This window comes from Pseudomonas fluvialis (genome assembly GCF_002835605.1).
GTDB lineage: Bacteria > Pseudomonadota > Gammaproteobacteria > Pseudomonadales > Pseudomonadaceae > Aquipseudomonas > Aquipseudomonas fluvialis.
The window spans coordinates 110,080-122,449 of the sequence record NZ_PIYS01000032.1; the positions used below are offsets into that span (position 1 = coordinate 110,080).

The window sequence follows — 12,370 nt, forward strand, 5'->3', positions numbered from 1 at the left end:
CCGGCCTCGGGCCTTGAGCGGCTTTTGGGTTACTGCGATTTGCGTACCCGCAGATACCACTCGGAGAGCAGGCGTACCTGCTTCTCGGTATAGCCGCGCTCGACCATACGGGTAACGAAGTCGTTGTGCTTCTTCTGGTCCTCCTTGCTGGCTTTGGCATTGAAGCTGATGACCGGCAGCAGGTCCTCGGTGTTGGAGAACATCTTCTTCTCGATCACCACGCGTAGCTTCTCGTAGGACAGCCAGCTGGGGTTCTTGCCGTTGTGGTTGGCCCGTGCACGCAGCACGAAGTTGACGATTTCGTTGCGGAAATCCTTCGGGTTGCTGATGCCGGCAGGCTTCTCGATTTTCTCAAGCTCCTCGTTGAGGGCCATGCGGTTGAGGATCTCGCCGGTCTCCGGGTCGCGGTATTCCTGATCCTGAATCCAGAAGTCGGCGTACAGCACGTAGCGGTCGAAAATGTTCTGCCCGTACTCGCTGTAGGACTCCAGGTAGGCGGTCTGGATTTCCTTGCCGATGAACTCCACATAGCGCGGTGCCAGGTATTCCTTGAGGAAACGCAGGTAGCGCTCGCGGGTCTCTGCGGGGAACTGTTCCTGCTCGATCTGCTGTTCCAGCACATAGAGCAGGTGTACCGGGTTGGCGGCGATCTCGTGCGGGTCGAAGTTGAACACCTTGGAGAGGATCTTGAAGGCAAAGCGCGTCGACAGCCCGGTCATGCCCTCGTCGACGCCGGCGCTGTCGCGGTACTCCTGCAATGACTTGGCCTTGGGATCGATGTCCTTGAGGTTCTCGCCGTCATACACGCGCATCTTGGAGAACAGGTTGGAGTTTTCCGGCTCCTTGAGACGCGACAGCACGGAGAACTGCGCGAGCAGTTTGAGGGTGTCCGGTGCGCAGTGGGCATGGGCCAGCGAGCTGTTGGCCAGCAGTTTGTCGTAGATGCGGATTTCATCGCTGACCCGCAGGCAGTAGGGCACCTTGACGATGTAGATGCGGTCGATGAACGCCTCGTTGTTCTTGTTGTTGCGGAAACTGTGCCATTCCGACTCGTTGGAGTGAGCCAGCAGGATGCCGGAGAACGGCAGGGCGCCAAGTCCCTCGGTGCTGTTGTAGTTGCCCTCCTGGGTGGCGGTGAGCAGCGGGTGCAACACCTTGATGGGTGCCTTGAACATCTCGACGAACTCCATCAGGCCCTGATTGGCCCGGCACAGCGCGCCGGAGTAGCTGTAGGCATCGGCGTCGTTCTGCGGGTACTCCTCCAGCTTGCGGATATCCACCTTGCCGACCAGTGCAGAGATGTCCTGGTTGTTCTCGTCGCCCGGCTCGGTCTTGGCCACGGCAATCTGGTTGAGTATCGACGGGTACAGCTTGACCACGCGAAAGCGGCTGATGTCGCCGCCGAATTCGTTGAGGCGCTTGGTGGCCCAGGGCGACATGATGGTGTTCAGGTAGCGCTGGGGAATGCCGTATTCCTGTTCGAGAATCTCGCCGTCTTCGCGTGCATTGAACAGGCCCAGTGGTGACTCGAACACCGGCGAGCCCTGTATGGCGTAGAAGGGCACGCGTTCGATGAGTTGCTTGAGCTTTTCCGCCAGGGAGGATTTTCCGCCGCCCACTGGGCCGAGCAGGTAGAGGATTTGTTTCTTCTCCTCAAGACCCTGCGCGGCATGTCGAAAGAAGGCAACGATCTGGTCGATGCACTCTTCCATGCCGTGGAAGTCGGCGAAGGCCGGATAACGGCGAATCACCTTGTTGGCAAAGATCCGCGAGAGTCGCGGGTCCTGGGCGGTTTCCACCAGTTGCGCTTCGCCGATGGCCAGCAGCATGCGCTCGGCCGCACTGGCATAGGCGCTGGGGTCCTGGCGGCACAGTTCCAGGTACTCCTGCAGGGAGTACTCCTCCTGACGCGTGGCTTCGAAGCGTTGTTGGAAGTGGCTGAAGATGTTCATGGCGGCACCTCGCTCGCAACCGGGGCGCAAGGCTCAGGCCGGAGGAGGCCACGTCTGGGCGTGGCTGGTGCAAGTCCCCCGGTCGGCTCTCGCGGTGATGGATAGCCTTGAGGGAAAGGATAGTTGGCTTTTGCCAGGCTGCCGCTTGTGCGGTGTAAGCAAAAGCGTCAAGCGCGGGTCAGTCGGGACTGCCCTGTGCGACGTGCTCGGGGTAGCACTGCCGCCACAGTTCAAAGCCGCCATCCAGGCTGTATACCTCGGCAAAGCCCTGGTGCGCCAGGTAGGCCGCCGCGCCCTGACTGGAATTGCCGTGGTAGCAGACCACCACCAGCGGCTGCTCGAAGTCGGCCTGGGCGATAAAGTCGGCCAGCGAGTGGTTATCCAGGTGCCGGGCGCCGCAGATATGCCCCTGAGCAAAACTCTGCGGGTCACGGATATCCACCAGGACTGCCTGGCGTTCACGCAGGGTTTGCGCTTGCTGGGGAGAGATGCGTTGGAAATCGCTCATGCCGGGGTCTCGCTCTCGGGTTTGCAGTCGCAGTGCCAGCGTTGGCCGCTGTCGACATCCATCAGGGTCATCTGTCCGCCCCATACGCAGCCGCTGTCCAGGGCGTAGACATTGGGTTCGTCGCACTGGCCTTCGAGAGCCGCCCAGTGGCCGAAGAGAATACGTACGCCGCGCGCCTTGCGTCCGGGGTGCTTGAACCACGGCGCGTAACCGCTGGGGGCGGTTTCCAGGCCTTCCTTGCTTTTCAGCTCCAGCGTGCCATCGGCGCGGCAAAAGCGCATGCGCGTGAAATAGTTGGTGATCACCCGTAGGCGGGCGACGCCTTTTAGCTCGCCATGCCAGCGCGCGGGCTCGTTGCCGTACATGCCGTCGAGGAACAGCGGTAGCCGCGCATCGTCGCGCAGCGCCTGCTCGACTTCGCTGGCGCGGCGCAGCGCCTTGCGGATGCCCCATTGCGGAGGGATGCCGGCATGCACCAGTGCGGTATTGCGCGCTTCGTCAAAGTGCAACAGGGGTTGCTGGCGCAGCCAGTCGAGCAGTTCCGCGGCGTCGGGGGCTGTGAGGATTTCGCGCAGGGTGTCGCCGCGCTTGAGGCGTTCGATATTGTGTGCCACGGCCAGCAGGTGCAGGTCATGATTGCCCAGCACGCAGACCAGCGCGTGGCGCATGGCGAACAGGAAGCGCAGGGTTTCCAGGGATTGCGGGCCACGGTTGACCAGGTCGCCGACCAGCCATAGACGATCCACTGCGGGGTCGAAGGCCACGCGCTGCAGCAAGCATTGCAGAGGCTTCAGGCAGCCCTGCAGGTCGCCCACGGCAAACGTGCGTGCGCTCGGCGGCGGCGTGTTCAATGCAGGGCTCCGGGCACGGCCAGGCGGAACGGCGCAATGGGCGCATCGAAGGCGTGGCCGTCGCTGGCCCGCATCTGGTAGCTGCCCTGCATGATGCCTACGGCGGTTGTCAGCAGCGTGCCACTGCTGTAGTCGAAGTGCTCGCCGGGTGCCAGCAGTGGTTGCTGACCTACCACGCCAGCGCCGCGCACTTCCTGAACGTCGCCGTTGCCATCGGTGATCAGCCAATGGCGGCTGAGCAACTGGGCGGGCAGCTCACCCTGATTGTGGATGCGGATATGGTAGGCGAAGGCGTAACGCTGCTGCTCAGGCTGCGATTGTTCGGCGAGGTATTCGCTGCGAACGCTGACCACGATCTGGTAAGGCGATTGACTCATGGCTGTCTCGCTGTCAGGCCGGCGATTGCGGCTGCAGGGCCAGTTGGTCGGCCAGGCGTACGAAAGCCGCCAGGTCGAGTTGCTCGGGACGCAGGCTGCCATCAACCCCGGCAGCGGCAATCGCCTCGCTGTCGAGCAGGCCCTTGAGGGTGTTGCGCAAGGTCTTGCGCCGCTGGTTGAAGGCCTCGCGAACCACGCGTTCGAGCAGGCGATGATCACGTGCCGGGTGCGGCAGCTGTGCATGCGGGACCAGACGAACAATCGCCGAGTCGACCTTGGGCGCCGGGTTGAAGGCGCCCGGACCGACATTGAACAGGTGTTCGACCCGGCAGTGGTACTGCACCATGATCGACAGGCGTCCCCAGTCACCGCTGCCTGGCTCGGCGGCCAGTCGCTCAACCACTTCCTTCTGCAGCATGAAGTGCATGTCGCGGATCAGCGCGGCATTGTCCAGCAGATGGAAGATCAGCGGTGTGGAGATGTTGTAGGGCAGGTTGCCGACTACCCGCAGGCTGCCAGGTGCGGCCTGCAGACGGGCGAAGTCGAACTTCAGCGCATCGCCCTGGTTGAGGCGAAAGCGCGGATTGTCGCCAAAGCGAGCTTGCAGGATGGGGATCAGGTCAAGGTCGAGCTCGATCACGTCGAGTTGCGCACCACTGGCCAACAGGCCTTCGGTCAGGGCGCCCTGGCCCGGGCCGATCTCCAGCAGGCGGTCGTCTTCACGGGCATGAATGGCGCGCAGGATGCGGTGGATGACGCCGGCATCATGCAGGAAGTTCTGACCAAAGCGTTTGCGCGCGCGGTGTTGGTGCATAAGAACAGCTCCAAGCCTCAAGCTGCAAGCGTCAAGCAAGCGCCGAGAGCGGTGAGGCAAAGCGCGTAGTTTAACAGCGAAAGAGCTGGTGGCTGTAGGCACGCGCATTGCTGGTGAAGATTTGGCCTTATGGCTCGGCTAGTTGAGCGTTGCTTGCCGCTAGCGGCCTGAGGCTGCGGCCATCTGATAAGCGGTTTCCAGGGCGACCTGCAGGCTGCCGCAGTCGATACGCCCGCTGCCCGCCAGGTCCAGTGCCGTGCCATGGTCAACCGAGGTGCGGATGATCGGCAGACCCAGGGTGACATTCACCGCCGCGCCGAAACCCTTGTACTTGAGTACCGGCAGGCCTTGGTCGTGGTACATGGCCAGTACCGCATCGGCCTGTTCCAGATGCTTGGGGGTGAACAGGGTATCGGCTGGCAACGGACCGATCAGCTGCATGCCTTCGCCGCGCAGTTGCTCAAGCGCCGGCTCGATAATGTCGATTTCCTCGCGGCCCAGGTGGCCACCTTCGCCAGCATGTGGGTTGAGGCCGCAGACCAGGATGCGCGGTTGGGCGATGCCGAACTTGCTGTGCAGGTCGGCATGCAGGATGCGTGTGACCCGCTGCAGGCGCTCGCCGGTGATGGCATCGGCTACCTCGTGCAGCGGCAGGTGAGTAGTGACCAGGGCGACGCGCAAGCCGCGGGTGGCCAGCATCATCACCACCTGCTCGGTATGCGTCAGTTCAGCGAGGAACTCGGTATGCCCGGAGAAGGGAATGCCGGCTTCGTTGATCACGCCCTTGTGTACCGGGGCGGTGATCATCCCGGCAAACAGACCGTCCAGGCAGCCCTGGCCAGCGCGCTGCAGAGTATTCAGTACATAAGACGCATTGGCTGGATTCAGTTGTCCGGCCACGGCGGGCTCGGCCAGCGGGGTGTCCCAGACATACAGCTGGCCGGCAGCAGCCGGCTGTTGCGGCAGTGCCTGCGGGTCGACCTCATGCAGTTCGATGGTCAGGCCCAGCTGTGCAGCGCGACTGGCCAGCAGGGCGCGGCTGGCGACGGCCACCAGGACATGGGGTTGTGCCTGACGGCTAAGCAGCAGACACAGGTCGGGACCGATACCGGCAGGCTCGCCGGGGGTCAGGGCGAAAGGGCGGGGCATAGCTTCAAGCCTCAAGCGGCAAATCACAAGCGGTAGGCAAAGCGCAAAAAGCCGGACAGTGCCCGGCTTTTCTTGCAGCGTGAAGCTTACAGCTTGTCGCTCACGTTAGATTTTGGTTTCGACATAAGCTTCGTCGCGAATCTGGCGTAGCCAGGCCTGCAGTTCGAGGTCGAACTTGCGATTACGCAGGGCGTTTTCCGCCTGTTGGCGACGGTAGGCTTCGCTGCTGTCAGTGGCGCGACGACCTTCAACCTGCAACACATGCCAGCCGAACGGGCTCTGAAAGGGGCGCGACAGCTCATTGCTGGCGGTCTGGCTCATCACTTCGCGGAACTCCGCGACCAGGCTGTTGGGGTCGACCCAGCCAAGGCTGCCGCCGTTGAGTGCCGAGCCGGGGTCTTCCGAGAAACTCTTGGCCAGGGTGGCGAAGTCTTCGCCATTCTGCAGGCGCTGGTAGAGCCGTTCGGCCAGGCGCTGGGTTTCCTCGGCGCTACGGATCTCGCTGGGCTTGAGGAGGATGTGGCGCACCTGAACTTCATCGCGTACCAGGCTGCTGCCGCCGCGCTTGTCGAGCAGCTTGACCAGGTTGAAGCCGGACGGTGTACGCACAGGTTCGGTAACCTGGCCAATGCTCAGTTGGCTGACCAGGCGATCGAAGGGAGGCGGCAGCTGTCCAGCCTTGCGCCAGCCGATCTCGCCGCCTTCCAGGGCGGTGTCACCCGCCGAGCGGGTCATGGCCAGTTGGGCAAAGTCGGCACCCTGTTGCAATTGACGATAGAGCTCGGTCGCTTGCTGTGCAGCGGCCTGCACGGCTTGCGGTGTCGCACCATCGGGCAACGGGATGAGGATGTTGGCCAGGCGGAACTCTTCCGAGAGCTGCATCTGTCCCAGGTCTGAGGCGAGGAAGTTGTTGATCTCCTGGTCGGTCACCTGAATGCGCTCGGCGACACGACGCTGGCGTACGCGGCTGATGATCATCTCGCGACGCACCTGTTCACGGGCGTCCTCGAAACTCAGGCCGTCACGCTGCAGGGCAGCACGGAACTGCTCCAGGGTCAGATTGTTGCGCTGGGCGATGCTGATCATCGCCTGGGCCAATTCCTCATCAGCAATGCGGATGCCTGAGCGCTCACCGATCTGCAGTTGCAGGTTTTCCACGATGAGCCGCTCCAGAACCTGCTGCTCCAGTACATCGCCCGGTGGCAGGGCAGCACCGCGACTGGCGATGGTCTGTTGTACTTCGCGCAGGCGATTCTGCAGCTGGCTGTACATGATCACGTCGTTGTCGACGATGGCAACAATACGGTCCAGCGAGCGAACCTCGGCATGGCTGGCGCTGGCCAGTAACAGGCCGCCCAGCAGCATCGGGCGCAGTGCCTTAGAAAGCTTGATCTTCACGTTCACGATAACCTTGAATGCCTTGGTCGAGGAAAGACTCTACCTTGTTGCCGACAACGCCGCCGAGGCCTTTCAGCACGATCTGCAGGAAGATGCCGCGGTCGGCGTCTTCGTTGCGTGCGGTGGATAGGCTGTACTCGTTGTAGTCCACCCAGTAGCGGTTGATCAGGCGCAGCTTCCAACAGCAGCTGTCGTACTCGAAGCCACCGAAGGCTTCCAGGGTGCGGCTACGGTTGTAGTCATACTGCCAGCGGGCAATGGCGTTCCATTGCGGGACCATCGGCCAGATCACCGAGGCATCGTGCTGCTGGATCTTGTAGTAGTCCTTGATCACTTCGCCGGTCACCGGGTCGGTGTAGTCGCCACCTTGCTGCCAGGTGCCGGTGGTGGAGTTGTAGACCACGGCATCATTGCGGTAGCGGTAACCGAAGTTGACCACCTTGTTCAGGTTGTCCTGCGGCTGGTAGTGGAACATCAGGCTGCCGGCGCGGGTCTGGCCCAACGAGCGTTCCTGGGTCAGGTCGAGGTTGACGCGCCAGTCGCGGTTGAAGCGATACAGGTACTCCATCGCATAGGGCGAGGTCGAGGTGCGCGCATCGCTACGCAGGCGATAGTCGATGCCACGCAGCTGCACCTTGCGGTCGGCGAAATGGAACGCCTGGCCGAGGCTGAAGCGCTGGCGCTCGAAGCCGTTGGCTTCGATCCAGCGGCTGGTGGCACCCAGCGACAGGCGGTTTTCGTCGCCGATGCGGTCCTTGCCGGAGAAGCGGTTTTCCCGCCACAGCGAACCATAGCTGAAGCTCGACTCACCGCTGTCGAAGATCGGGATGTCATCCTGCTTCTCATGCGGTACATAGAGGTACATGGCACGCGGCTCCAGGGTCTGGCGGAAGCTGCTGCCAAACAGGCTGGTGTCGCGGTCGAAGTACAGACCGCTGTCGATGCTGTAGAGGGCCAGTTCACGGCTTGGGCTGCTGTTGAACTTCTCGTTGGCCGCAAGCATTTGCGCCTTGCCCTGTTGATCCAGGCTGAGGTCGTACTGGGTGACCAGTAGCTTGAGGGTCGGCTTGAGGTAGCCCCAGCTCCAGTTCAGCGGCAGGCTGATGCCCGGTTCGAAATGCACCCGGTCGCCATTGGCGCGGTTCAGGCCGGTAATGCGCGAGTCCAGCCAGGGGCTGGTGTTGCCATCTTCATCGGTAAACAGCCCGTCGCGCAGGTTGCGGTCGAAACGCACGAACTCGGCGGCGTAGCCCAGGTCGAAGGCACCGGTGGCAAAGGGCATCTTGCCGTTGAGGGTCAGCTGCGGCAGGCGATTGTACGGGGTGACGTCGGCAATGGTCGCCATCTCGTAGGCGTGGGCATTGAGTCGTGCGGTGTAGCTATCACCGCGCCAGGTCAGGGTGCCGCGCTGATCGAGGAAGGCCGGCTTGTCGATCCCCAGACCGGTGTCCAGATCCTGGAAGTAGTAGGGGTCGCTGATGTCGGTGTAGTCGACCTCGGCGAGCAGGCGTTGGTCGAGCCCGGTCTTGTGCTGCCAGCTGTACATCCAGCGCTGGTCTGCGTACTCGGATTGCAGTTTGCGTTCGTCTTCCTTGTCGTTCAGCCAGGCACCGCCGAGCTGACCTTCGCTGCTGCGGGTCAGGTAGCGGAACTCACCCTCCATCAACAGACCGCGCTTGGCCATGTAGTGGGGATAGAGCGTGGCGTCGTAGTTGGGCGCCAGGTTGAAGTAGTAGGGCGTTTGCAGGCTGAAGCCGGTATCGCTGGAGCTGCTGAAGCTGGGCGCGAGGAAGCCCGACTGGCGGCGGTCGTCGATCGGGAAGTAGATGTATGGGGTATAGAACACCGGAATGTCCTTGACCCGCAGCGTCACGTTGGTCGCCGTGCCGAAGCCGGTGGCCGGGTTCAGCTTGATGTTGTTGCCGCGCACATGCCAGGCATTGTCGCCCGGTTCGCAACGGGTGTAGGTGCCATCCTTGAGGCGGATGATGGCATCTTCCTGGCGCTTGACGTTCTTCGCGGTACCGCGCACGTGTCCCTGATGCAGCACGTATTCGGCGTTGTCGATCTGTGCTTCACCACTGTCCAGTTGCAGCTCGGCGCGGTCGCCGACCACCAGGGCGCCCTTGTCGCGCAGCTTGACGTTGCCGGTGAGCACGCCGAGGTTTTCGCTACGTTGCAGGCTGGTTTCTTCGGCCTCGATCTGCATGCTGCCCTGGCGCAGGACCACGTCGCCGGCCAGTACCGCCTTGTCCTGCTCCTGCTCGTAGCGCGAGGCCTTGGCGGAGAGGAAGATCGGCGCATCTTGCTGGGCCGTGTCGTCGTTCATGCCGGGACGCAGCGGTTCGATATAGGCACCGGCGCAATAGGGGCCGGCTTCGGCCAGTTGGGCCGGACTCAGCTTGTCGCGCGGCACCCAGTCGAGATGGCTGAAGTCAGCGCTGCGGGGCGCAATCTGCTCGACAGCAACGCGCTCGCCGGGTGCGGCGGGCTGGCCAGCCTGCGCCGGGGCAGCCGTGCTGACGCTCGAGGCCGTGTGCTGTGGGCGTGGCGGCAGTGGCTGGGCGCTAACTTTGGGCGCACAGGCCCAGCCGCCAGTGGCCGAAGCCTGGCAGTTGAACTGCTCGGCGGCCAGCACGGACGAAGCCGCCATGGGTTGCAGGGCAAGCAGGCCACCAGTGACCAGCAGAGGAAACTTCTTGTGAAACGCGGGGAGTTTTGCTGCCATCTTGTTTTTACCGGGCTTCCTGCGCGCTATCGGCCCGCAGGGCCGCACGCCTCTCGATGGGCTAAGAAAGATGCCGGATAATAAAGCATGACCCGCACAACGGCTAGCGCCGTCGGAGAACCCTTGTAATGCCTGATCGTGATCCTCGTTTATCGCTTGTGCATGCCTGGCTGGATGACGTCCTGCCTGGGCTGTTTGCCGCGCAGGGCTGGGGCGATGTGCCGCCGGCCAGTTTGCTGCCGGCCAGCAGCGACGCCAGCTTTCGCCGGTATTTTCGCTGGCAGTCGGCGCAACGCACGCTGATTGTCATGGATGCCCCGCCGCCCCAGGAGGACTGCCGTCCCTTCGTCAAGGTGGCCGGAATGCTCGCTGCCGGTGGCGCACATGTCCCGCAGATACTGGCAGCCGATCTGCAACAGGGCTTTCTGTTGCTGGATGACCTGGGGCGCCAGACTTACCTGGATGTCCTCGATGAGCATAATGCCGATCGCCTGTTTGCCGAGGCGGTCCAGTCCTTGCTGACCTGGCAGCGCCTGCCGGTCACGGCCGAGCTGCCCGTCTATGACGAGGCACTGCTCAGCCGCGAACTGCAGTTGTTCCCTGACTGGTATGTGCAGCGCGAACTGGGCATCAGCCTGGATAGGCATCAGCAACGGCTCTGGGAGCAGACCAGCCGGCTGCTGCTGGACAGTGCGCTGGCCCAGCCGCGGGTGCTGGTGCACCGTGACTTCATGCCGCGCAACTTGATGTTCAGTACGCCCAATCCTGGCGTGTTGGACTTTCAGGATGCGGTCTACGGCCCGGTCAGCTATGACATTACCTGCCTGTTCAAGGATGCCTTTATCAGCTGGCCGGACGCGCGCGTGCAGGCCTGGCTGGCGGATTACTGGCGTGCGGCGCGAGCGGCTGGGGTGCCGGTGCCGGGCGAGCTGGATGAATTCCTGTGGGCCAGTGATCTGATGGGCGTGCAGCGTCACCTCAAGGTCATCGGTATTTTTGCGCGCATTTGTCATCGTGACGGTAAGCCGCGCTATCTGACCGATGTACCGCGTTTCTTTGCCTATATCGATACGGTGCTGGCGCGGCGTGCCGAATTGGCATGCCTGGCCGAGCTGCTCGACAGTCTGCCGTTGCAGGCAGTGCGCGGCGCCCGGGGAGGCGCCCGATGAAAGCGATGATCCTCGCCGCAGGCAAGGGCGAGCGTCTGCGTCCGCTGACCCTGCATACGCCCAAGCCGCTGTTGCCGGTGGCCGGGCAGCCGCTGATCGAATATCACCTGCAGGCGTTGGCAGCAGCCGGCTTTGACGAGCTGGTGATCAACCATGCCTGGCTCGGCGAGCAGATCGTGGCGCGGCTGGGCGATGGCAGCGCCTGGGGACTGCAGATCCGCTACTCCGCCGAGGAGCAGCCGCTGGAAACCGGCGGCGGCATCTTGCGTGCGCTGCCACTGCTGGGTGATGAACCGTTCCTGCTGGTCAACGGCGATGTATTCAGCGACTTTCCCTTTGCCCGTTTGCGGCGTCCTTTGGCGGGCTTGGCGCATCTGGTGCTGGTGGACAATCCCGCGCACCATCCGGCCGGGGACTTCATCCTGAATGAAGGGCTGGCGCGCAGCGAGGGCCCTGGGCAGCGACTTACCTACAGTGGCATTGGCGTGCTGCATCCGCGGCTGTTCGACGGCTGCCAGGCGGGGGCTTTCAAGCTGGCCCCGTTGTTGCGCGAGGCCATGCGCGAGGGCTTGGTGAGTGCCGAGTACTATGCCGGGCGCTGGATTGACGTGGGTAGCCCGGAGCGCCTGGCAGAGGTCGAGGCTCTGCTCGTCGGGAGCGCTGGATGATCTGGCCGGCCACTTGGCTGGCAGCGCTGGCCGGTCTGGTGCTGGCCAGCATTCCGGGGGCGTTGCTGGGCGCACTGCTGGGGCAGGTGCTTGATCGGCGCCTGGCCTTGCGCTCCTGGGGTGAGCTGTATCGACGCCTGGGTGGAACACCGGCGCTGAGTGGCGAAGAGTTGCTGTTTGTGGCGCTTGGCCGCTTGGCTAAGGCCGACGGTCGCGTGCAGGAACAGCATATCCAGCAGGCCCGTGAGGAAATGCGCCGCCTGGAGCTGCAGGCGGATGCCCAGCGGGCGGCCATCGATGCCTTTGCGCGGGGCAAGGCGGGGCAGGATGATTTACGCCGCCCGCTGCGACGCCTGCGGCATCAGCCCGATCAGGCGCGCCAGTTGTTGCAGGCCTGTGTGCGTATGGCGCAGGCCGACCGGCGACTGGGTGGCGCAGAGCAGCGTCTGCTGGAGACCTGGCGTGACTGGCTGGGCGTTCCGCGCAGCGAGTTGGATGGCCTGCTGGCCAGTAGCCGGCGCGGCGCGCCGGCGGCGGCCGTCCGTTCGGCCTATGAGCAGGCCCTGCAGTTGCTCGGTGTGGATAGTCAGGCGGATGCCAGCGAGATCAAGCGCGCCTATCGCCGCCAGTTGAGTCGCTGCCACCCCGACAAGCTGACGGGCAGTGGGGCAACGCCGGCGCAGATTCGTGCGGCGACAGAAAAGACCCGCGAACTGCACGCCGCCTATGCACTGTTGCGTCAGCGCCAGCGCTGAG

General features: G+C 63.4%; 11 protein-coding genes. 3 read left to right on the forward strand and 8 right to left on the reverse strand.

Annotation, left to right across the window (positions count from 1 at the left end; genetic code table 11):
* Window positions 1–29: 29 nt before the first annotated feature.
* The 8 genes from CW360_RS15955 to CW360_RS15990 all read right to left on the reverse strand — a co-directional run bounded on the left by CW360_RS15955 (window position 30) and on the right by CW360_RS15990 (window position 9,777).
* Complete coding sequence (locus CW360_RS15955; protein ID WP_093984798.1) at window positions 30–1,952, reverse strand: PrkA family serine protein kinase; 1,923 nt, start codon at window positions 1,950–1,952, stop codon at window positions 30–32.
* A 178-nt stretch (window positions 1,953–2,130) separates the two neighbouring features.
* Window positions 2,131–2,460, reverse strand: coding sequence for a thiosulfate sulfurtransferase GlpE (gene glpE, locus CW360_RS15960; protein ID WP_101194371.1), 330 nt, complete (start codon window positions 2,458–2,460; stop codon window positions 2,131–2,133).
* Window positions 2,457–3,311, reverse strand: coding sequence for a symmetrical bis(5'-nucleosyl)-tetraphosphatase (locus CW360_RS15965; protein WP_101194372.1), 855 nt, complete (start codon window positions 3,309–3,311; stop codon window positions 2,457–2,459). Before CW360_RS15965 ends, glpE begins: the two co-directional genes overlap by 4 nt.
* The gene (gene apaG, locus CW360_RS15970; protein ID WP_101194373.1) at window positions 3,308–3,688 is read right to left on the reverse strand and encodes a Co2+/Mg2+ efflux protein ApaG; all 381 of its coding nucleotides are present in this window, start codon (window positions 3,686–3,688) and stop codon (window positions 3,308–3,310) included. The genes CW360_RS15965 and apaG overlap by 4 nt, the downstream gene beginning before the upstream one ends.
* 13 nt (window positions 3,689–3,701) lie before the next feature.
* Complete coding sequence (gene rsmA, locus CW360_RS15975; protein ID WP_101194374.1) at window positions 3,702–4,502, reverse strand: 16S rRNA (adenine(1518)-N(6)/adenine(1519)-N(6))-dimethyltransferase RsmA; 801 nt, start codon at window positions 4,500–4,502, stop codon at window positions 3,702–3,704.
* Between the two features lie 159 nt (window positions 4,503–4,661).
* Entirely contained in the window at window positions 4,662–5,651 is a 990-nt protein-coding gene (pdxA, locus tag CW360_RS15980) for a 4-hydroxythreonine-4-phosphate dehydrogenase PdxA (RefSeq protein ID WP_101194375.1), read from the reverse strand.
* A gap of 105 nt (window positions 5,652–5,756) precedes the next feature.
* Window positions 5,757–7,049, reverse strand: coding sequence for a peptidylprolyl isomerase (locus CW360_RS15985; RefSeq protein WP_170307409.1), 1,293 nt, complete (start codon window positions 7,047–7,049; stop codon window positions 5,757–5,759).
* Window positions 7,030–9,777, reverse strand: coding sequence for an LPS-assembly protein LptD (locus CW360_RS15990; RefSeq protein WP_101194377.1), 2,748 nt, complete (start codon window positions 9,775–9,777; stop codon window positions 7,030–7,032). The genes CW360_RS15985 and CW360_RS15990 overlap by 20 nt, the downstream gene beginning before the upstream one ends.
* A 128-nt stretch (window positions 9,778–9,905) precedes the next feature.
* On the opposite strand from CW360_RS15990, the gene CW360_RS15995 reads away from it, so the two are divergent.
* From CW360_RS15995 to CW360_RS16005, 3 genes are read left to right on the forward strand one after another with little or no spacing between them, the layout of a single operon-like run.
* Window positions 9,906–10,946 (forward strand): aminoglycoside phosphotransferase family protein, encoded by a 1,041-nt coding sequence (locus tag CW360_RS15995; RefSeq protein ID WP_101194378.1) that lies wholly within the window; start codon window positions 9,906–9,908, stop codon window positions 10,944–10,946.
* Entirely contained in the window at window positions 10,943–11,614 is a 672-nt protein-coding gene (gene murU, locus CW360_RS16000) for an N-acetylmuramate alpha-1-phosphate uridylyltransferase MurU (RefSeq protein ID WP_101194379.1), read from the forward strand. Before CW360_RS15995 ends, murU begins: the two co-directional genes overlap by 4 nt.
* Window positions 11,611–12,369 (forward strand): TerB family tellurite resistance protein, encoded by a 759-nt coding sequence (locus CW360_RS16005; RefSeq protein WP_101194380.1) that lies wholly within the window; start codon window positions 11,611–11,613, stop codon window positions 12,367–12,369. The genes murU and CW360_RS16005 overlap by 4 nt, the downstream gene beginning before the upstream one ends.
* Window position 12,370 lies beyond the last annotated feature (1 nt).

Excerpts from the sequence above, each read along its gene's own strand:
- murU (WP_101194379.1), top strand. The coding sequence starts at position 10,943 with ATGAAAGCGATGATCCTCGCCGCAGGCAAGGGCGAGCGTCTGCGTCCG.
- CW360_RS15995 (WP_101194378.1), top strand. The coding sequence starts at position 9,906 with ATGCCTGATCGTGATCCTCGTTTATCGCTTGTGCATGCCTGGCTGGAT.
- rsmA (WP_101194374.1), bottom strand. The coding sequence starts at position 4,502 with ATGCACCAACACCGCGCGCGCAAACGCTTTGGTCAGAACTTCCTGCAT.
- CW360_RS15955 (WP_093984798.1), bottom strand. The coding sequence starts at position 1,952 with ATGAACATCTTCAGCCACTTCCAACAACGCTTCGAAGCCACGCGTCAG.
- apaG (WP_101194373.1), bottom strand. The coding sequence starts at position 3,688 with ATGAGTCAATCGCCTTACCAGATCGTGGTCAGCGTTCGCAGCGAATAC.
- glpE (WP_101194371.1), bottom strand. The coding sequence starts at position 2,460 with ATGAGCGATTTCCAACGCATCTCTCCCCAGCAAGCGCAAACCCTGCGT.
- CW360_RS15990 (WP_101194377.1), bottom strand. The coding sequence starts at position 9,777 with ATGGCAGCAAAACTCCCCGCGTTTCACAAGAAGTTTCCTCTGCTGGTC.
- pdxA (WP_101194375.1), bottom strand. The coding sequence starts at position 5,651 with ATGCCCCGCCCTTTCGCCCTGACCCCCGGCGAGCCTGCCGGTATCGGT.
- CW360_RS16005 (WP_101194380.1), top strand. The coding sequence starts at position 11,611 with ATGATCTGGCCGGCCACTTGGCTGGCAGCGCTGGCCGGTCTGGTGCTG.